22 protein-coding genes are annotated in these 18,832 nt (G+C 38.1%); 5 read left to right on the top strand and 17 right to left on the bottom strand.

Going from position 1 to position 18,832, the window contains the following annotated elements:
- Positions 1-172: 172 nt before the first annotated feature.
- From SAZ04_RS08695 to SAZ04_RS08670, 6 genes are all read right to left on the bottom strand, one after another.
- Positions 173-628, bottom strand: a complete 456-nt coding sequence (locus tag SAZ04_RS08695) for a hypothetical protein (RefSeq protein ID WP_332694109.1) — start codon at positions 626-628, stop codon at positions 173-175.
- A 257-nt stretch (positions 629-885) separates the two neighbouring features.
- Positions 886-1,650, bottom strand: coding sequence for a membrane protein insertase YidC (gene yidC / locus SAZ04_RS08690; RefSeq protein WP_332694106.1), 765 nt, complete (start codon positions 1,648-1,650; stop codon positions 886-888).
- Positions 1,651-1,680: 30 nt separating this feature from the next.
- Complete coding sequence (locus tag SAZ04_RS08685; RefSeq protein ID WP_332694103.1) at positions 1,681-1,953, bottom strand: hypothetical protein; 273 nt, start codon at positions 1,951-1,953, stop codon at positions 1,681-1,683.
- 87 nt (positions 1,954-2,040) lie between these two features.
- Complete coding sequence (locus tag SAZ04_RS08680) at positions 2,041-2,604, bottom strand: hypothetical protein (RefSeq protein WP_332694100.1); 564 nt, start codon at positions 2,602-2,604, stop codon at positions 2,041-2,043.
- Between the two features lie 362 nt (positions 2,605-2,966).
- Positions 2,967-4,811: an LTA synthase family protein gene (locus SAZ04_RS08675; protein ID WP_332694097.1), complete on the bottom strand. Its 1,845-nt coding sequence runs from the start codon at positions 4,809-4,811 to the stop codon at positions 2,967-2,969.
- Between the two features lie 287 nt (positions 4,812-5,098).
- Entirely contained in the window at positions 5,099-5,941 is an 843-nt protein-coding gene (locus SAZ04_RS08670) for a Cof-type HAD-IIB family hydrolase (protein ID WP_332694094.1), read from the bottom strand.
- Positions 5,942-6,115: 174 nt separating this feature from the next.
- Here SAZ04_RS08670 and SAZ04_RS08665 point away from each other — a divergent pair, with 174 nt between their 5' ends.
- Positions 6,116-6,301, top strand: coding sequence for a hypothetical protein (locus SAZ04_RS08665; protein WP_332694091.1), 186 nt, complete (start codon positions 6,116-6,118; stop codon positions 6,299-6,301).
- A gap of 39 nt (positions 6,302-6,340) precedes the next feature.
- On the opposite strand, the gene SAZ04_RS08660 is transcribed toward SAZ04_RS08665, so the two are convergent.
- Together SAZ04_RS08660 and SAZ04_RS08655 are read right to left on the bottom strand one after the other, a co-directional pair.
- Positions 6,341-6,691: a YlbF/YmcA family competence regulator gene (locus SAZ04_RS08660; RefSeq protein WP_332694089.1), complete on the bottom strand. Its 351-nt coding sequence runs from the start codon at positions 6,689-6,691 to the stop codon at positions 6,341-6,343.
- 107 nt (positions 6,692-6,798) lie between these two features.
- Positions 6,799-7,938: a DUF445 domain-containing protein gene (locus SAZ04_RS08655; RefSeq protein ID WP_332694086.1), complete on the bottom strand. Its 1,140-nt coding sequence runs from the start codon at positions 7,936-7,938 to the stop codon at positions 6,799-6,801.
- A gap of 142 nt (positions 7,939-8,080) precedes the next feature.
- Between SAZ04_RS08655 and SAZ04_RS08650 the strand changes: the two genes are divergently transcribed.
- The 3 genes from SAZ04_RS08650 to SAZ04_RS08640 are packed head-to-tail and all read left to right on the top strand — an operon-like array spanning position 8,081 to position 9,039.
- Complete coding sequence (locus SAZ04_RS08650; RefSeq protein ID WP_332694083.1) at positions 8,081-8,548, top strand: hypothetical protein; 468 nt, start codon at positions 8,081-8,083, stop codon at positions 8,546-8,548.
- Between the two features lie 59 nt (positions 8,549-8,607).
- A complete protein-coding gene (locus tag SAZ04_RS08645; RefSeq protein WP_332694080.1) occupies positions 8,608-8,817 on the top strand; it encodes a DUF5342 family protein in 210 nt (69 codons plus the stop codon).
- A 51-nt stretch (positions 8,818-8,868) separates the two neighbouring features.
- On the top strand, positions 8,869-9,039 hold the full coding sequence (locus tag SAZ04_RS08640; RefSeq protein ID WP_332694077.1) for a hypothetical protein: 171 nt from the start codon (positions 8,869-8,871) through the stop codon (positions 9,037-9,039).
- Between the two features lie 110 nt (positions 9,040-9,149).
- On the opposite strand, the gene SAZ04_RS08635 is transcribed toward SAZ04_RS08640, so the two are convergent.
- The 9 genes from SAZ04_RS08635 to SAZ04_RS08595 form a co-directional block, all read right to left on the bottom strand.
- Positions 9,150-9,395 carry a hypothetical protein gene (locus tag SAZ04_RS08635; protein ID WP_332694074.1) on the bottom strand — a complete coding sequence of 82 codons (246 nt, stop codon included), beginning with the start codon at positions 9,393-9,395 and terminating at the stop codon, positions 9,150-9,152.
- Between the two features lie 64 nt (positions 9,396-9,459).
- Positions 9,460-9,669, bottom strand: coding sequence for an alpha/beta-type small acid-soluble spore protein (locus SAZ04_RS08630; protein WP_332694071.1), 210 nt, complete (start codon positions 9,667-9,669; stop codon positions 9,460-9,462).
- Positions 9,670-9,857: 188 nt separating this feature from the next.
- Entirely contained in the window at positions 9,858-11,798 is a 1,941-nt protein-coding gene (locus SAZ04_RS08625; protein WP_332694068.1) for an AMP-binding protein, read from the bottom strand.
- A gap of 100 nt (positions 11,799-11,898) precedes the next feature.
- Positions 11,899-13,428, bottom strand: coding sequence for an acyl-CoA carboxylase subunit beta (locus SAZ04_RS08620; protein ID WP_332694065.1), 1,530 nt, complete (start codon positions 13,426-13,428; stop codon positions 11,899-11,901).
- A gap of 11 nt (positions 13,429-13,439) precedes the next feature.
- Positions 13,440-14,219, bottom strand: coding sequence for an enoyl-CoA hydratase (locus SAZ04_RS08615; RefSeq protein ID WP_332694062.1), 780 nt, complete (start codon positions 14,217-14,219; stop codon positions 13,440-13,442).
- The gene (locus SAZ04_RS08610; protein ID WP_332694059.1) at positions 14,216-15,136 is read right to left on the bottom strand and encodes a hydroxymethylglutaryl-CoA lyase; all 921 of its coding nucleotides are present in this window, start codon (positions 15,134-15,136) and stop codon (positions 14,216-14,218) included. The genes SAZ04_RS08615 and SAZ04_RS08610 overlap by 4 nt, the downstream gene beginning before the upstream one ends.
- 25 nt (positions 15,137-15,161) lie before the next feature.
- Entirely contained in the window at positions 15,162-15,377 is a 216-nt protein-coding gene (locus SAZ04_RS08605; RefSeq protein WP_332694057.1) for an acetyl-CoA carboxylase biotin carboxyl carrier protein subunit, read from the bottom strand.
- 5 nt (positions 15,378-15,382) lie between these two features.
- Positions 15,383-16,726, bottom strand: coding sequence for an acetyl-CoA carboxylase biotin carboxylase subunit (locus tag SAZ04_RS08600; protein WP_332694055.1), 1,344 nt, complete (start codon positions 16,724-16,726; stop codon positions 15,383-15,385).
- Between the two features lie 14 nt (positions 16,727-16,740).
- The gene (locus tag SAZ04_RS08595) at positions 16,741-17,886 is read right to left on the bottom strand and encodes an acyl-CoA dehydrogenase family protein (RefSeq protein WP_332694052.1); all 1,146 of its coding nucleotides are present in this window, start codon (positions 17,884-17,886) and stop codon (positions 16,741-16,743) included.
- A gap of 384 nt (positions 17,887-18,270) precedes the next feature.
- On the opposite strand from SAZ04_RS08595, the gene SAZ04_RS08590 reads away from it, so the two are divergent.
- Positions 18,271-18,822 (top strand): LemA family protein, encoded by a 552-nt coding sequence (locus SAZ04_RS08590; RefSeq protein WP_332694050.1) that lies wholly within the window; start codon positions 18,271-18,273, stop codon positions 18,820-18,822.
- Positions 18,823-18,832 lie beyond the last annotated feature (10 nt).

Below are 18,832 nucleotides of genomic sequence, written 5' to 3'. Positions count from 1 at the left end.
TATTCGCTATTTCCCGGGTAAAATTTTAAAAATAAATATCTTACTTCCATAAAAAACGACATCCTCATACAAAAATTAGAGAGCCTAAAAAGATCGCAAGTGATCTTTTTAGGCTCTCTAAAGAAATATACACATCATGGAATCCGTTCTAATAATGTATGTTTACTCTTTCCTATCTGATCGCTGCAATAGCTGTCAAAGCTGCAAGTGGCAGTATTAATCGATTCCAACCTATAGGACGTGGATAGGGGCCATAAGGATATGGGTAATATGGATAGTAAGGATAGTAAGGATAGTAAGGGTAGTAAGGGTAGTAAGGGTAGTATCCTGGAGCATAATAACGACCCTCTTCTCCTTGTCTAGCCATTGGTTGCTGCACTTGATGACCATAGGCATGCCCAGCCTCTTGACCATACTCATACATCGATTGAGCTCCCCATCCGTTCATCAACTGTTCTAAATCCATGTACTGCCCTGTTTCATCTACTGGTACCATAATATAGACATTTTCATCGTCGACATTCTCCACCACTCCACTATAGCCCGATTGCCCATTCACCTGTAAATGAACAGGCTGGTGTAAGTATTGTTGACACTGAAACTTCATATTGTAATGTTGATTCATCATTACTTCCCCTCCTTCATCTATCTCATCATTAGCCTATTCAAAAAAAGAAAATGGGTGAATGCTTAGAAAAACTTAGTCTCCGCCAGTCCTCTTTCAACAGAAAACTCAGAGCGCACTCAGGAGGATCCCTTCGTTTTTTCCCCTTACTCTCCAACCATTTAAAGAAAAATTCACCGTGCAAATAAATTTTCTGACAAAATAAAAAGGATGTGATTCCCATACCACAAGGGGATCACATCCTTTTATTTTATAAGTTGCTAGGTTTTGCTTACCTGTGCCGCCTGTTGTTCAAAACGGGTAACAGTCAAATAAGTTTGACTTATCATAAACAAATTTCCAACTACCCAGTACAAAGATAGTGCTGACGGCAAAGTAATACCGGCAACAATAATCATTACGGGCATAATAAACATAACAATCTTCATTTGATCATTTAACTGTGCTGAAGTCATTTTCACTTGTAAAAAGGTCGTCATTCCAGCAATCACCGGTAATAAATACAATGGATCTGGACTCCCTAAGTCAAACCATAAAAACGTATGATGAGCGATCTGCTCTGTTCGCATAATCGCAAAATAAAAAGCCATCATGACAGGTAGTTGAACAAATAGTGGTAAGCAACCTGCCATTGGATTCACGCCATTTTTTTGATAAAGGGCGAAGAGTTCTTTTTGCATTTCTTGTTGTTTTTTCGGATCTTGTTTCGAACCTTTTTTATGTTTTTTTTGTAACTCCTCCATCTCTGGACGAAGTGCCTGCATTGCTCTCGAACTTTTTTGTTGTTTTAGCATTAATGGCAATAGGACCAATCGAACTAAAATCGTAACGAACACAATCGAAAGACCATAACTTTCATTAAACAGCTCAGCTACATAAATAATCAGCCATGACATTGGATAGATAAAGAAGTGATTCCATACCCCTTCAGTTTCTGCTGTAATTGGAACTTGTTCAACTGCTCCACATGATGTAAGAACTAAGATAAAACTCAGTAACAATAATACAATTCCTACTTTTTTCACAAAAGTTCCTCCTTGTTGTTTTTCATTTGGTTATGAAAAAGCAACAAGAATAGAGTCTTCATCATCTTGATTCGTATGGTCTATTAACGATGGTATTTTCGGTCTATATAATTTCGTACAGAGATGGGCGAGAAATGGAGTTTCATGGTCATAATCTTCCATATTAACAAGTTTTCTCTTCCAATTTGTACGAAGCTCCCATTCAATTATGAAGACATTCGCTTTCGTACATGCAGCTAGAAATAGCATTGTCATGAAAATACTAACCCATATCATCGTCATATCTGAAACGATTTCAACCATTCTCGACCACCTCCTTAGCTGTTGTGTTCATTTTATCACATAACCATGTAGTAAACAAAAACAGGTTTTCCATTTAGCTGACTATTTTTACTGGTTTACATAAGCTTCTATTTCATTTATTTGCTCATCATCCCCATAATTCGTAACTTGGTATCTAATCCCATCTGCAACATTACTATTAGCAAAATAATCTAAGTCATGCATAATCCGATGCGCAAATAAAATCCCATTTGTATCTCGTTTATCAATCGCCCTCTTCAACGATAAAATGGTATTCTCTGCATCTTTTATAATTTGCTCGTCCATTTCCACTTCTACGATGGACTCAATATCTTCAATTAATGATTCAAGTAATGTCTCATTTTGGTTCCAAGAAAATCCACGATAGCGATTCCAGCCAACTAAACGATTTAGTTCTGCATGAACTCTTGTAATAATTTGATTTGTACCACGGATCTCATTGTTATTACTTTCAGATTCATCCCTTTCTTCTGCCTGCACCGTAATCGTTTCAATTGCTTCTTCCTTGTCTTCTTTTGATTCCTCTGCTTTCATATTCTCATTTTCAGGTAAGAGATTTACCCCGATTACGATCATAAACATAATCATGATCGCAAACACAAGACTGATTGCTAGTTTTCTACTGCTCATTTTTTCCTCCTATATCTACTAATTTATTTTCACATTGTACCCGTGAAATCAATACTAGATTGTTTTTTATTCCTACTAGCTTTTGATAACCTTAATTTTATTGCATGATCATTCTATCGGTGCTGATTGTATCGTGTTAACAACAAGAATAGGTCTTCGAAAATACCTTGTTGCACACCCTCTGGTAGGCGTCTAAATTCTTCTCGATATTCCTCGTTTATTCTAGGCCCACTCCCCATAAATTTAATTTCCCTATCACTCCAATACCACTCTTTTCCTGCTATGGCCTTTTCTCTAAATGATTTGGCCTATTTTTTATAATTAAAAAGACCTTCATCATGCAATGAAGGTCTCAACTACTACTAATAAAAACGCAACAAATCACCATATAAAACCTTGTCTGAAAAGTCCAAATCTAGATTTACTTTTTCAAAATAAGGATCACATTTCTCAAGTTCAATTTCTGTTCCATCCTTTTTTAGGTAGCAACTCCCTTTTGTATAGACGAGATCGTCTGTGACAAAACTTCGGTCACGGAGTACAACAAATGATTGGCGTTCTAGCGAAAATAAATCAGAACCGAATTGAATGTCCTCTTTTGTGTCCATTCCAAGTAAGTGCATAATCGTCGGTTTTATATCAATTTGACCTGATACCGTATGATTGATCTCATTTCTATGCCCGGGAATATGAACAATCATCGGCACTTTCTGTAGTTGAACATGATCAAAAGGTGTCAGTTCTTCTTTCCCCAAAAATTTACTCATGGCTCTATGATGGTATTCCGATATCCCATAATGATCTCCATATAGAATGAAAATTGAGTCGTCATACATTCCTTCTTCTTTTAATCGATCAAAAAAGACTTCTAGCGCATGGTCCATATACCGAACTGTTGGAAAATAGCGATTTAATGTTCCACTATTTGAATCAAATTCATCAATTAGTTTATCTTCTTCCCCTAATTCAAACGGAAAGTGATTCGTTAACGTAATGAACTTTGTATAATATGGTTGTGACTGTGATTTTAACAGATCAATAGATTGCTCAAAGAAATCTTCGTCCTTTAGACCCCAGCCTATCGAATTCTCTTCATTTACATCGTAAGAGTTAATATCAAAGAACGTGTTATAACCAAAAGATAAATACATCATGTCACGATTCCAGAAACTTTTATTATTAGCATGCATGACTGACGTATAATACCCTGATTCGTTCAGCATTTCTGGTAAACTATTAAATTCATTTCCAGCGTGTGTAAAGAATACCGACCCGCTATCTCTCCCAAATAACGAGTTTGCCACTAAAAATTCAGAATCAGACGTTTTCCCTTGTGCAGTCTGATGATAGAAATTGTCAAAGTAATAGCTCTCCTCAATCAAACTATTTAAAAAAGGAGTAATTTCTTCTCCATTAAGCGTTTCGTTTATAACAAAACTTTGCAATGATTCTAACGATAAAACAATAACATTTTTTCCCTCAGCTATCCCTAGCATGTCTGGATCAGGTTCTTTGTAATTTTCATTTCTATATCTCAGTACTCCGTCAATATCTGAACTTTCCGCAAACACTCGTTGAGCTTTCGATTGGGATTGAATGAATGCATCATACACATGATAATTCATAATGCCAATGTTTTTCACTAGCATCTCACGGTCAAAAGCACGAGTTAAGAGCTGCGGTCGTTCTAATTGAGCAATGCTAATATTGATAAAAAACAGCAAACCTGTTACAGCTAAAAGGATAACAGGTTCACGTTTTCCTTTTAAATGAACCGGTATTTTATTTTTCAAGACTAAGAACGTTAAAATCACAATATCAAGTAATAATAGGAAATCTGAGAACTTAGTAAGTTCTGTAATGCTTCCTTGCAAATCCTGTGCATTACTCGTTTGAAATAATACTGGCCAAGTAAGAAAATCACTAAAGAAACGAAAGTATAAAAGATTAAAATACAAGGTACAAGTTGCCAATAAACTTGTTACAATCACCATTATATTTCTTATCTTCCCACTAAAAAGCAAGCTAATCCCAATTAAAAACACGGTTGAGCTTAAAGGATTTATGATGAGTAAGATCTCTTGCAACACATTTTCAGACTGAATGCGAAACCCCATTTTGTACAGTATATAAGTCTTCGCACATAAAAAAAAGACTGCTACCATTATAAATTTTAACCGAATGAACTCGGCTTTGATTCTAGCCATTTTTGCTAACTCCTCTCAAAAGCAAAACAATACTTACAAATAATTACTATACCATATATTAATCTTTTCTTGTGACAAGTCAATAAAAAAAATCTATTCACATTCAAGTCAGAGAATAATTTTGCCTCACTCTATACTCTTAATCAAACAAGAAATCGTTAATAAGCCTAGTTGCAGTTATTAAATAATATGAACTTCTGATTAATCTCTATACCTACATAACTCTTTTTTTCTCTTCTAAAAAGAAAGCACCAACCAAATAGGTTGATGCTTTACTATTGTTACTTTTATAATTGTACTCTGAGTTGCTTGCGAAATACTTCACGAATCATGTACGAGACTCCGTTTTGCTCATTAGATCGCGTTAACCAACCAGCAACGTTCTTTACCGATTCTGTTGCATTGCCCATTGCAACACCCAAACCAACTTGGTTAATCATCTCAACATCGGAATCTTGTGCGCCAATCGCCACCATTTCATCTGAAGCTATTCCTAAATATTGACCTAACGTTTGTAACCCTCTTGCTTTTGAAACTCCTGTACTTACAAGTTCCAAACGCCCAGGAGCCGATTCAAACATAGTAATACCAACAACCATTTCTTCTAATTGTTTAACAGCTTTCTTTTGCTCCTGTGAATCAAAGAATTGAACTTGAATTTTAGGAGGAGCAATTGGTTCTTCCATTAATCGTTCACATACCGAATCAACAAAAGAAATTGGATAAAAAAGTGGGTCACCGATACCAATGGTCATTTTGGCAATCAAATGATTTCTTTGTCTAACTTTATTTCCTATTGAAAATGATTCGTGTAAGACTCGAATGTGACAATCATAACGTTCTAATATATCGACTATTTGTAATGCCTTTTCTTCCTTCAACCGTCTGACAAAGATTGGTTCATCTGCATCAGTGGCAATAAAGGCTCCATCACTAGAAATTAAAAATCCGTCCACTTTTAACGCTTTCGCAATTTTTTTTGTTGCTGGAAAAGGTCTCGATGTGGCAAGAGTCACATAAACCCCTTTTTCCTTCACATATTCAATTGCATCCTTCGTCTGTTTACTAATACGTGCATTCGACTTTAATACAGTTTCATCGATGTTTAGGGCTAGCAATTTGTAAGTCATAGTCGTAAGTCCCCTTTCCTCATGTTGTCCCTAAAGCTACCCATAAACAGGCTTGCTCTTTATAAATAAGAATATGAGAATAGCTCGTTTCTTAGAACCTAGACGTGCGGTCGAATGTTTTTTATACTTAACTTGTTAGTATTTGTTCAAAAATAGTTCGTTAAGGGGATCACTATGAAACAAGTCTTGTCCTATTATCTACTACCCGTTGTGTTTTTCTTATTATTGTCCTTCTCTCAATTGTATCAACCTGATTCACATATTGTGCTTATGACCATTGCTGCCTCGATCAGCATTGGCCTTTTATCTGGCTTCGTGCTTCACATTGCGATAATCATTAAGAAGAAAGTGTCAAAATAAAAGAGTTAGCACATATCAATGTGCTAACCCTTTTTACTATTATTGTTCAGGATTCCCGTAAATTTCCTCTAATGGCTCTGTAATAATTTTATTCACATCACCGATAATGACGCTTAGACGTTGCTCAGCTTCCATTAATTTAGAAATGAGCTCATGCTGTTGAACAAGTTCAAATTGTTGTTGCGCTTGTTGTGCTTCTTCTTCTGTGATTTGAACACCTTGCATTTGCTTTTGTTGAAGCTCAAGTTGAAGCTTACGAAAATTATCAAGCATTCTCTTCGCAATCTCATCCGCATCGATTTGTACATGTAAAGATTTTAATGTTGCAAATTCTTCACTCTCTGCAAGTGTGCTTTTTAATTCATGGGCCTTATCGTAAACATTTGACATTATGTACGTCCTCCTAAAAAATTAGTCATACCGACTATAACATGTTCGCTTCTTCATTTCATCCGTTCACACGAATTTAAAACGATTTTACAGCCCATAGTTAATTGTTACCCAATAATTGTAACAATAAAACCTTGAATTAGCCCAATGATTCCACCTAGTACTGCACCAAGATACGTAATCATTTTAAATTCACGCTTTGAAATAGTCAGAACAAGCTCTTCTAAACGTTCCACTGAAAATGCTTGAACTTGTTCGCGAACAATGTCATCAAGATGAAATCGCTCAAGTAATCCTTCTAAATGGGTCGTTAACAGGTCAACTGTTACCCCAACAGCTTTTGGAATCAGGTTGTTTTCAATATAGTCTTCATAGGCTCCACTCCACTGATTCATCGGTTGTTCTAACCACTCAAAAAACGGAATTTGTGTATCGACAGTTCGAACAATAAATGAAACAATTTCTTCTTCATTCAAGTAGTTCTCAATTTCAATTAGCTTCTTCTGTTTCAATTTTCTCCATTCTTGTTGAAGTAAATTGTATAAGAGCTCATTCGTTCCTTGATCTTTTAAAAATTTCAAAAGCTCTGGTTGAACTTTGTCAACTAAACGTTCGTTTCCAAGGAACATTGATACCATATTCCCTACTGTTCCTTTTGTGAGAAGAAAGCGATCAATCATTACGCTTACTTTCTCTTTCCCTTCAGGACTTTGAAGAAAAGCATGTCCACGCTCAAGAATGTAATCTGTGACATTTGGTAAGTTTGCTTCTACATTCTTTTGTAATGACTCTGGTAGTAGTTGCTCTAATGCTACATTCTTATTTGCCGCAAAATATTGCTGATACGCCTGACGTACAATTGTTTCTGTTTTAGTTAGGAGAAGTTGCTTAGGACTTTTAATCCCTAAGCACTGCTCAATTAAAAAAGCCGCACTTTCATTGCTAGTAAGCATTTTTTTCACTTCTATTTGCAGCCAAGAGATCATACCATTAGTAAAATGAGTACTTTTCAGCTTCTTCCCAAGACCTTCAGCTGTTAGTAAATAATCAACAACCATTTTCCCTAGCTGACTTGCTAGTTCATCATGCCGTTTTGGAATGAGTCCCGGAGTAAAAGGAACACTCCAAGAACCTATCTTCACTTCTTTATATGGTCGAAATAACATTTTAATTGCTAATGAATTCGTTAACCCACCTATAACAGCGCCAATAACGACCATAAAACCTATTAATATCAATGTTTGCAAATGACTAACACTCCTTTATTGATTCACTATTTAGGCATCTATCACATAGTATACGATACGTCGCTACTCCCCGCTAGTTATCACGACTGTAAGCCCGTGTTGAAAGACGAGCTTCCCACAATAGTCAAAGGAGGTCCTTATAATGAAGATCATTTCACTAAAAAGTCGCCAATGGGAGCAATATCGCAGACCCATTTTAAACTTTGTAAAACGTTATGATAAGAGAATACCTGATCCCTGTTATTCTTGGCTGTTTCAATTGAAAAAACACCACCTGCATCAACCTGGAACAAGTATACAATTAGCTATTTGGGAAGGGAAAATTATTGCTGTTGCCGCTGTATCCGATTATGGAACGGAAAATTCAGCCTTTATCATTGCCCCTAAATACTTACAGACACAAATTCAAATAAATTTATTTACGTCGTTAATAGATGAACTTGGTGTTTGTTATACAAAAATCCATTATGATGACAAACAGAGAATAAAATTTGCCCTTCAGGCTGGCCTCGTATGTTTTACTTATTTAAAAGGAGAGAATGATCAAATTTACCTTTGGTTTGGCGGTGGACACTGGCATACAAATGATATTACTGAAAAAGAAGCATAACCTCGCCCCATCATTATGGTATGATACAAGTAAGCGCAATCATCTTAAGGGGGATGAACATGATAGCTCATTTTCAATGGAAAAGCAATAATCTTGTCCTTCGAGAGTGGTCGTTTTCATTCTTTCATGAAGGACAATACATTACAGGAATGTATTATAAAGACGGGCAAATCGATTGGGGACCATCAGCGTTAACAGCTAAAACTAAGATGAAACTAAAACCATATATACATGATCTCATGCTATATCACGTTTATGAGCAACACTAGATGAATAAATTATAATTACACAGCCACTCTAATACTAAAGGGGTGGTGAAAATGGCAAAGAAAAAAGGATCGAATTATGAAGGACGTGACAAAAAATTCGTTGACGTTGATCGCATGATTAATGAAGGTCTTGGCGGTGGCACGACACACGGTCTGCAATCTGGAATTATCGAAGAATCACGTGGAGATCTAAAGGAAGAAGATCCTCCTACTACTAAATAGCTCTTTTGAGTTAACCGCTCGTAATGTTACGAGTCTTTTTTTCATTACCCAAGGTCTACCCCAAATTGTTGGGGAGTAGACCTTTATTGAGACACCGTTAAGATAAATGTTTACTGCTCTGTCACTAAATACACAGAAGATGTTCCACATTTAGCACACGTTACAAAGTGTGGACATTTCTCATCTTTCAAATCATTCGCAATACCATTGCTTAATTTCGTTAAATCGATTGGTAAGTAAGCATCATATTTCTCGTAGTAATCCATGATTCTGCCATAGTCTACTAAATTCTGATGACAGACATGACAAGTTGTATCTAAAGAAACCATTCCATTGCAAATTGGACACATACCCATAACAATTTCTCCTTGCATATAAAGAAGAGGTGAGCGAACTCACCCCTTCAATCCATAATTATAATTATTGTTGTGTTCCGCCCATTTGTTGTTCAGCCATTTGAACAAGGCGCTTAGTAATTTCTCCACCTACAGATCCATTAGCACGAGCGGTAGAGTCTGCTCCAAGGTTAACACCGAATTCAGAAGCTATTTCATACTTCATTTGGTCAAGTGCTTGTTGTACACCAGGTACAAGCAATTGGTTTGAATTGCTGTTGTTGTTACTTGCCATTGTGTCTCACCTCCTTGTGTACTTATAGTGTGGGTTAATTCGCATTTGTTATGTACAAGATCCGTTGGGTAATTTATGGAAATCAAAAACTATACGGCAGTTCCCTCTATAAGGAAATAATTCAGCTTCAATTTCCATCAAAAAAGGTATGGGGCTTCACAGCTTTACATACCTTTTAGTTCAATCGTTTATTCTGATTGTAGTTCAGTAATATCTTGTAATACCTTCTTATTTTCAATTGTTGAAACATCCCCTAACTGCTCATGCAAATAAGCAGCTTTAATGAGTCTCCTCATAATTTTCCCATTTTTTGTTTTCGGAAGTTCACGAATAACATGAATCCTTTTTGGCTTTAAAGCTTTCCCCATTTTTTTCGAAACATAAGAAAAAAGATCATGTTGAATCAATTCATTTCCATTTGTGGCTTCTTTTAACACGACAAAACATACAACTGCTTCTCCTTTAATTGAATCAGGAACCCCAATTACAGCAGCTTCATGAACACTTCGATGACTCGCTAGAACCGTTTCCATTTCACTAGGTCCCATTCGTTTTCCTGCTATATTCAAAATGTCATCAGATCGTCCTGTAATTTTCCAATATCCGTTTTGATCGACACTTGCCCCATCTCCGTGCACCCAAGTATCTTGCCACCTAGTCCAGTATGCTTCTTTATACCGGTTTGGTTCTTTCCAAAAGCCTCTTGTCATACCAACCCATGGCTTCGTTAATACTAATTCACCTACTGCATTTTCCACTGCTTTTCCGATATCATTATAAACATATGCAGCCATACCAGGTAAAGCTGCATTGAACGTACTTGGGGTAATAGGTCGAATTAAAATATTCCCCAAAATACCTCCAGCTATTTCTGTCCCCCCAGAGTAATTAAAGATCGGTAGTTTTTCTTTTCCAACTTGTTTATATAACCAAAGCCAAGAATCATCATTCCAAGGCTCTCCAGTTGAAGCTATTACCCGCAATGTGTTCAAAAGATTATGATCGATCCATGATACACCTTGTTTCATTAGAGAACGAATTAATGTAGGGGAAATCCCTAAATGTGTGATAGAATGAGCAGATATGAGCTTCCACAAACGATCTGGATTAGGAAATTCAGGACTTCCTTCATATAAAACAATACGCGCCCCATTTAGTAATCCACCATACACTAAAAAAGGTCCCATCATCCATCCCATATCTGTATACCAAAAGAGAGTGTCGCCTTTATTCACATCCATACCGATGGCTGCATCTAACGCAACTTTTATCGGAAAGCCACTATGCGTATGCACGCATCCTTTAGGGCGTCCAGTTGTACCTGATGTATAAATCAACATTAAAGGATCATTACTGTCCATCACTTCTGTTTCTTCAAAAGGAATTCCTTCCATACATTTGGTCCATTTATGATCTCGGTTTTCAACCCAATTTACCTTTCTATTTAAACGTTGTACAACAACTACCTGTTCAACAGTCGGACAATTTAAAAGAGCTTTGTCGAGTTCTTCTTTCATGAATATATCTTTTCCATTTCGTTTGTATCCATCTGCTGTTATTACTAATTTCGCTTCTGATGCTGCAATTCGCGCAGTTATTGCCTCAGTTCCATAGCCTGAGAAAATAGGAGTGAAAATGGCACCTATTTTTGATATCGCCAACATAGCAATTACTGTTTCTGGAATCATCGGCATATACAATGCGATAACATCACCACAGCCAATTCCCAACCTTTTTAGTCCGCCTGCAACTTCACCTACTTCAGTAGCAACTTTCAAAAAAGAATAATGCTGACAAGTACCGTCCTCCCCTTCCCAAATTAAAACATGAGCTGATGCTAATTGCGGATCTTTCGCCCATCTACCAAAAGCAAGATCAACCGCATTTAACTTGCCCTCTTTAAACCACCTTGGCCATTCTATTCCTTTGGATACATCTAACACTTCTTCATACCCTTTTCTCCAAGGGATCGCTAACTCTTTCTCAACTTCCTTCCAAAACCATTGCTGATCTTCAATTGATTTTTTATAAAATTGCTCATACTCATCAAATCCAAGTTTGTTCATCCATTTATATAACCTTGTATTCTGAATAAAACTAATAGAAGGAATCCAAGTGTTTGCTGACATCTGCTCACCCCTTTCTAAATAGGTATACAATCGCTCCTTTCATAAAGTGTGTTCGAGGTTGTTCAAAAAGGAAAACAACGCTCCTTTTTGAACAACCTCTTTAAACAGGATAAACGGGATGTTTTCGTTCAGTGAATCGTACCTCTTTAGATGAATAAGCTTCGAACCGTTTAATTAACTCTTGGCGAAGGTTATCCCCCTGAACAATACCATCGATGATCATTTCTGAAGCTAGTCGGTAGATATCAATATCTGCTTTGTATTCCGCACGTTTTTTCTTAATAAATATTTCTCGCTCCTCTTTAGGGAGTTCCGCTATTTTATTTGCGTAAACAGCATTTACTGCAGCTTCAGGCCCCATAACGGCTATTTGAGCTTGCGGTAGTGCTAAACAACAATCTGGTTCAAATGCAGGACCAGCCATTGCATACAAACCAGCACCATAGGCCTTTCTCACAATAACTGAAATTTTCGGAACAGTTGCCTCAGACATCGCTGCAATCATTTTTGCTCCGTGTCGAATGATCCCAGCCCGTTCCACTTTTGTCCCAATCATAAACCCAGGTATATCTGCTAAAAACAACAGTGGAATATGATAAGCATCGCAAAGGCTAATAAACTTAGCTGCCTTATCCGCTGAATCGTGAAATAAAACGCCTCCTTTTGCCTTTGGTTGATTAGCAATAATGCCAATGGTGCGCCCATCTATTCGTGCAAATCCTGTTATGAGCTCAGGAGCAAATAATTTCTTTATTTCAAAAAATGTATCCATGTCGATAAGCCGATCTATCAGCTCATGCATATTAAATGGGGTATTTTGATTTGATGGGATCAGATTATCAATTGTCGAATCAAAGGCCTTCACTTCTTTTGCTTTACAAGTAGCAGGAACTTCTTTATAACTAGCTGGAAAATAACTTAAATAGCTTCTCGCAAGTCTAATGGCTTCTTGTTCTGAGCTAGCTAAAATATCACCACATCCAGAAACGGAACAGTGCATACGAGCACCACCCATATCTTCAAGTGACACTTTCTCTCCTATGACCATTTCTGCCATTCGAGGTGAACCAAGGTACATAGAAGCATTGCCATCAACCATAATAACGGCATCACAAAAAGCTGGAATGTAAGCACCGCCTGCTGCAGAAGGTCCAAATAATAAACATAATTGTGGTACGCGTCCAGAAAGTTTCACTTGATTATAAAAAATTCGCCCCGCTCCCCTTCTACCTGGAAACATCTCCACTTGGTCTGTAATTCGAGCTCCCGCGGAATCGACTAAGTAGAGTATTGGAACATGAAGCTTTTGGGCCGTTTCTTGAATACGAATGATTTTTTCAACGGTTCGTGCTCCCCACGAACCTGCTTTAACAGTGGAATCGTTTGCCATTACACAAACCGTTTGCCCATTGATTTTTCCGATTCCAGTCACGACACCATCTGCGGGTAAGCCGTCCGCTATTGCATTAGCAAAAAAACCATCTTCAATTTCTGTGCCTTCATCAAATAACATCTCAAGTCGCTTACGAACAAATAATTTTCCTTTTGATTCATTGAGTTTATGGTACTTACTAGCCCCTCCTTGTTTAATCAAATTAGCCTTGTCTTGCCACTTTTTATCAGAGGACATCTGTCTTCCTCCTATTCCCCTTTGTATGTTGGTTTTCTTTTTTCTTGAAAGGCAAGTAAGCCTTCTCGTCGATCACTAGTGGAAATTAATTTTTCATATGCATTTCTTTCAATTATAAGAGCTGTTTGTATATCCACTTCTAACCCTAAATTTATCGCATGTTTTGCTTGCCGAATCGCAATTGGACCATTTCCTGCCATTAGCTCAGCTAATTCGAACGCTTTTTTTAACACATCTTCTTGTTTTTCGGCATGTTCCAATAAACCAATTTCTTTTGCTTCAGTTCCTGATATTCTTGAAGCAGTGTAAATCATTTCTTTTGCTTTTCCCGATCCAATTAATCGGGATAACAGTTGTGTTCCCCCTGCCCCCGGAATAATCGCAAGAGATGTTTCTGGGAGCCCATATGATGCCGTCAAACTGCCAATGCGTACATCACATGCTAACGCAAGCTCGAGTCCACCACCTAATGCGGTTCCATTCATTGCTGCTATGGTGGGAAATTTCAATGTCGCTACCCTATTCATTGTCATCCTTATTTTTTGAACGGCAAACCTAACCTCTTTTTCATCCAACTCATTACGTTCCTTCAAATCAGCACCTGCACAAAATGCTCGATCACTTGCCCCTGTGAAAATAACGACCCGTACATTCGTTGCATGTTCCATACTAGATAGAAAATCGTTTAACTCTCGTAATAATTGCATTGAAAGAGCATTCGCCTGGTTGGGGCGGTTAAGAGTTGCCAAAATAATGCCTCTTCCTTTTTCCTCAATTAGTAGCGACTTCATTTGACACCTCCTTTTTTTTGTTGAGCTAAAGCCATTTGTAAACGATGACTCGGCAAATGTCTTTTTAATTTGCTTTGGATCCACAAAGCGCATTGAGTCACTTTTTCTAATTGAACACCTGTGTCTACACCCATCCCTTCAAACATATAAACCAGATCTTCTGTTGCCACATTCCCCGTCGCTCCGGGTGCATAAGGGCAGCCTCCTAGTCCTCCTACAGATCCATCAAAAGCCCGCACTCCTACTTTATAGGCAGCAAACGTATTAGCTAATGCCGTACCACTTGTGTCGTGTGGATGAAGGGCGATCCTCGTTATGGGAACTTGATTCGAAACCTGTTTTAATACTTCTTCTACTTGATTCGGTGTCGCAATCCCAATCGTATCACCGAGTGATATCTCCTCCACGCCCATTTCAAGTAAGCGATATGAGAGTGAGGATATTTGTTCTATTTCAACCTTGCCTTCATATGGGCAGCCAAAGACCATTGATAAATAACCTCTAATCGATTTACCAGCGCTTTTAGCTTCGTTTATGACTTTCATTAAAATGGAACAAGTTTGCTCAATTGATTGGTTAAGATTTTTACGATTATGCGTTTCACTGACAGATAGAGAGATCGCAATTTCATCAATCCCTGCTTCTAATGCTCTTTCAAGCCCACGTTCATTTGGAACAAGTGCTCCAAAAGTAACATTTTGTTTTTTTCGAACTCCGCGTACCACCTCACGCGCATCACTAAGAGCTGGAATCCATTTCGGATGAACAAACGAGGTCAGTTCAATATATGGTAATCCTGTATCGACTAACTGATTAATCCAAGCAACTTTTGTTTCCGTATTAATTGGTTGTTGTTCATTCTGCAACCCATCTCTCGGACCTACTTCACAAATGCGTACGTCAAGACCTTTTTTCAACTCTTCACTTCCTAACGCTTAGAGTCTAATCATCAAGCTCAACTAGCACATCCCCTTCGTCGACAAAGTCCCCCTCTTCTCTCACTACCTTACTAACCGTTCCACATACAGTTGATTCAATCGGAATTTCCATTTTCATTGATTCTAAAATTGCAATTTCTTGACCTTCTATTACCGTGTCGCCAACAGACACTAATATTTTCCAAACATTACCTGCCATTGTCGTTTTAACGTTTTGCATGGGTATCATCCTTTATTTAGATAGTCAGACACAAATGACGTTGTCACGTTTCCTTCTTGAAAAGCTTCATGTGTAAGGACCTCTTGAAGCATCGGAATATTCGTCTTTATTCCTTCTATATGATACTGAGCTAAAGCGTTTACTACCTTATCAATAGCCTCGGATCTTGTTTTTCCTTTTACAATTAATTTAGCAATCATCGGATCATAAAAAGGAGTAACCACACTCCCTGCTTCAACTGAGCATTCATGACGAACGACACGAGCGTCTGGTTGCTCTAATTTGCTAATCGTACCTGGTGAAGGGTAAAAGGTTTTCGGATCCTCTGCATAAATTCTTACTTCAATGGCATGGCCGTCTCGTTTAACTTGTTCTTGCTCAAGGCCCAATTTTTCTCCAGCTGAAATCCGGAGTTGCGCTTCAACTAAATCAATCCCTGTTATTTCCTCTGTTACAGGGTGTTCCACTTGTAAACGTGTGTTCATTTCTAAGAAATAAATTTGCTGATTTTCATCCACTAAGCACTCAATGGTTCCGGCATTTGTATACCCAAGTTCCTCGGCTGCTTTGACGGCAAGCTCTCCAATCAGTTGCCTTCTTGGTTCATCTAAAAATGGAGAAGGAGATTCCTCTATCACCTTTTGGTGTCTTCTCTGAACCGAACAATCCCGTTCCCAAAGGTGTATCGTATTGCCGTAATGATCTGCAAGAATTTGGATTTCAATATGCCTCGCTCGTTCAATCACCTTCTCAACAAACATGTCTCCATTTCCAAAAAACATCTTTGCTCGCTTTTGATTGGTTGCAAATACTTTTCTTAGCTTCTCTTCATTTTTAACTTGCTGCATCCCAATTCCCCCACCACCTGCTGAGGCTTTCAACATTACCGGGTAACCGATCTCACTTGCTGTTTGCACCACCTCTTCAACGCTTTCTGTTACTGTGTCCATACCTGGAATAACAGGAAATCCAGCCCTTTTCATTGCTATTCGTGCTTTTACCTTTTCACCCATTAATTCAATTAGCTCGGGACTAGGCCCAATAAACGTAATCTGCTCCTCTTCACATCTTCTTGCAAAATGTGCATTTTCTGATAGCAACCCGTACCCAGGATGAATCGCTTCTACGCGACTTTGTTTTGCTACTTCTATGATCTTTTCCATGTTTAAATAACTTTCCTGCACCTTAGAAGGACCAATTGGATAAGCCTCATCAGCCCTTTTCACATGGAGAGCTTCCTTATCTGCGTCTGAATACACGGCAACCGTTGTAACTCCGAGTCGTTGACATGTTCGAATGATACGCAAAGCAATCTCACCTCGATTGGCAATGAGTACGCGACGGTACATTTAAATCACCTCCATCAAACACAACCAAGTTGTCTTGCAATTACTAGACGTTGAATTTCTGAAGTCCCTTCCCCAATTTCTAATAGCTTTGCATCTCGAAGCATACGTTCTATCCCATATTCACGCATATACCCATAGCCTCCATGAATCTGCAATGCTTCATTGCAAACTCTTGTTGCTGTTTCTGAAGCAAACAATTTAGCAAATGCAGCCTCTTTTGAAAACGGCTTTCGCTCGTCTTTTAACCATGCTGCTTTGAACACCATATTACGAGCTAACTCAATCTCCATCGCCATATCAGCAAGCTTAAATTGAATGGCTTGAAACGACGAAAGACTTTTACCAAATTGCTTTCTCTCTTTTGCATATGCGAGTGCTTTATCAAACGCTGCTTGTGCGATTCCTACAGCTAAAGCAGCAATGGAAATTCTCCCTCCATCCAGTGTATAGAGAAATTGGTGAAATCCTTTATTCGCATCACCTAATAAATTCTTTTTTGGAACCCTTACATGATCAAGAACTAATTCGCATGTGTTTGAAGCACGCACACCCATTTTTTCGTAATCACATCGTATGTGAAATCCTTCTGTTCCAGTTGGTACAATGAAAGCTGAAATATTCTTTTTTCCTAAATCATTAACTCCGGTCACCGCTGTCACAATGACACATTTGGCATAGCCAGCATTCGTTATCCAGCACTTTTCACCATTAATTATATAATCATCGGCATCTTCTACTGCTGTCGTTTTCGTTCCTCCTGCATCCGACCCGGCATTGGGTTCTGTTAAACCAAATGCCCCAAGCGCTTCTCCCTTTGCAAGTGGTACTAAATACGATTGCTTTTGCTCTTCTGTACCGAAATAATAGATTGGACTTGCCCCAAGCGATACCGCAGCAGCATAGCTAAGCCCTGTTCCTCCACATGCCCAACCGATCTCTTCAACAGCGATTGCATACGTAATCGTATCAGCCCCTGCCCCTCCGTACTCCTCAGGAAAAGGCAAACCTAATAAACCTAGCTCTCCCATCTTTATGAAAACGTCTTTTGGAAATGTTGAAGTCTTATCCCAGCTTGCCGCATGTGGGGCTATTTCACTTCGAGCAAAATTCCGAACCATATCCCGAACAATCCTCTGTTCCTTTGTTAACTCGAAATTCATGTATTTTCCCCCTTTGATGGTTCATGAGCGACCGCTCACCTCAAAGTACCTAATACCAACTATACGTAAGTTTCGTGTTTAACATGACAAGAATGTAAGCGTCATCAAATTATAGTACGAATGATTCATGAAAAATGATTATTCTCCTTGTTTAATAATTGTAAGCATGTTCACCACTCCGTTCTTTTCCATCAGTATACCAACTTCTAATTGGCTCCGTTATTTATGAAAATGGCAGGAGAAAAGAGGGCAGCTTTCGTTTTTCTGCAATGGAATAATGAACCATATACCAACAGAAAGATTATGCAAATACTATATTGTAATGAAACCTTCTTATTTCTTGTATCGTAAACTAATGTAGAAAACAATTGGAGGGAGATTAAAATGGGATTTATAATCGCAATTGGGTTAATCGTTGTCCTTATATTATTTTGGGTTATTAGTTACAATATCCTTGTTAAATATCGAAATTGGGTCGAGGAATCTTGGGCTCAAATCGATGTACAGCTGAAACGTCGCTTTGACTTAATCCCTAACCTCGTTGAGACAGTAAAAGGCTATGCCAAACATGAACAAGAAACACTTGCCAAAGTCGTTGAGCTTCGTAATCAAATTACAGCTCCAGGAAATAGCCGCCAAGAGCAAATTGAAGCAAATAATGAATTATCAGGTGCACTGCGTCAATTATTTGCCTTGCGAGAAGCGTATCCAGACTTAAAAGCAAGCAACAATTTCAATATGCTTCAAGAGGAATTATCTGGAACAGAAAACAAAATTGCCTACGCACGTCAGCTCTATAACAAAACGGTCATGGAGTACAATACAAAAATTCAGTCAATCCCAACAAATATCGTCGCATCTGTCCACAATTTCACAAGACGAGATATGTTAGAAATCCCAACAGAAGAACGTGAAAATGTAAAAGTTCAGTTTTAAGAAACGGGGA

This window comes from Halalkalibacter lacteus (assembly GCF_036663595.1).
Lineage (GTDB): Bacteria > Bacillota > Bacilli > Bacillales > Bacillaceae_D > Halalkalibacter > Halalkalibacter lacteus.
The sequence above is the reverse complement of the archived record's forward strand: the minus strand, read 5'-3'. Positions and strand labels throughout refer to the sequence as shown.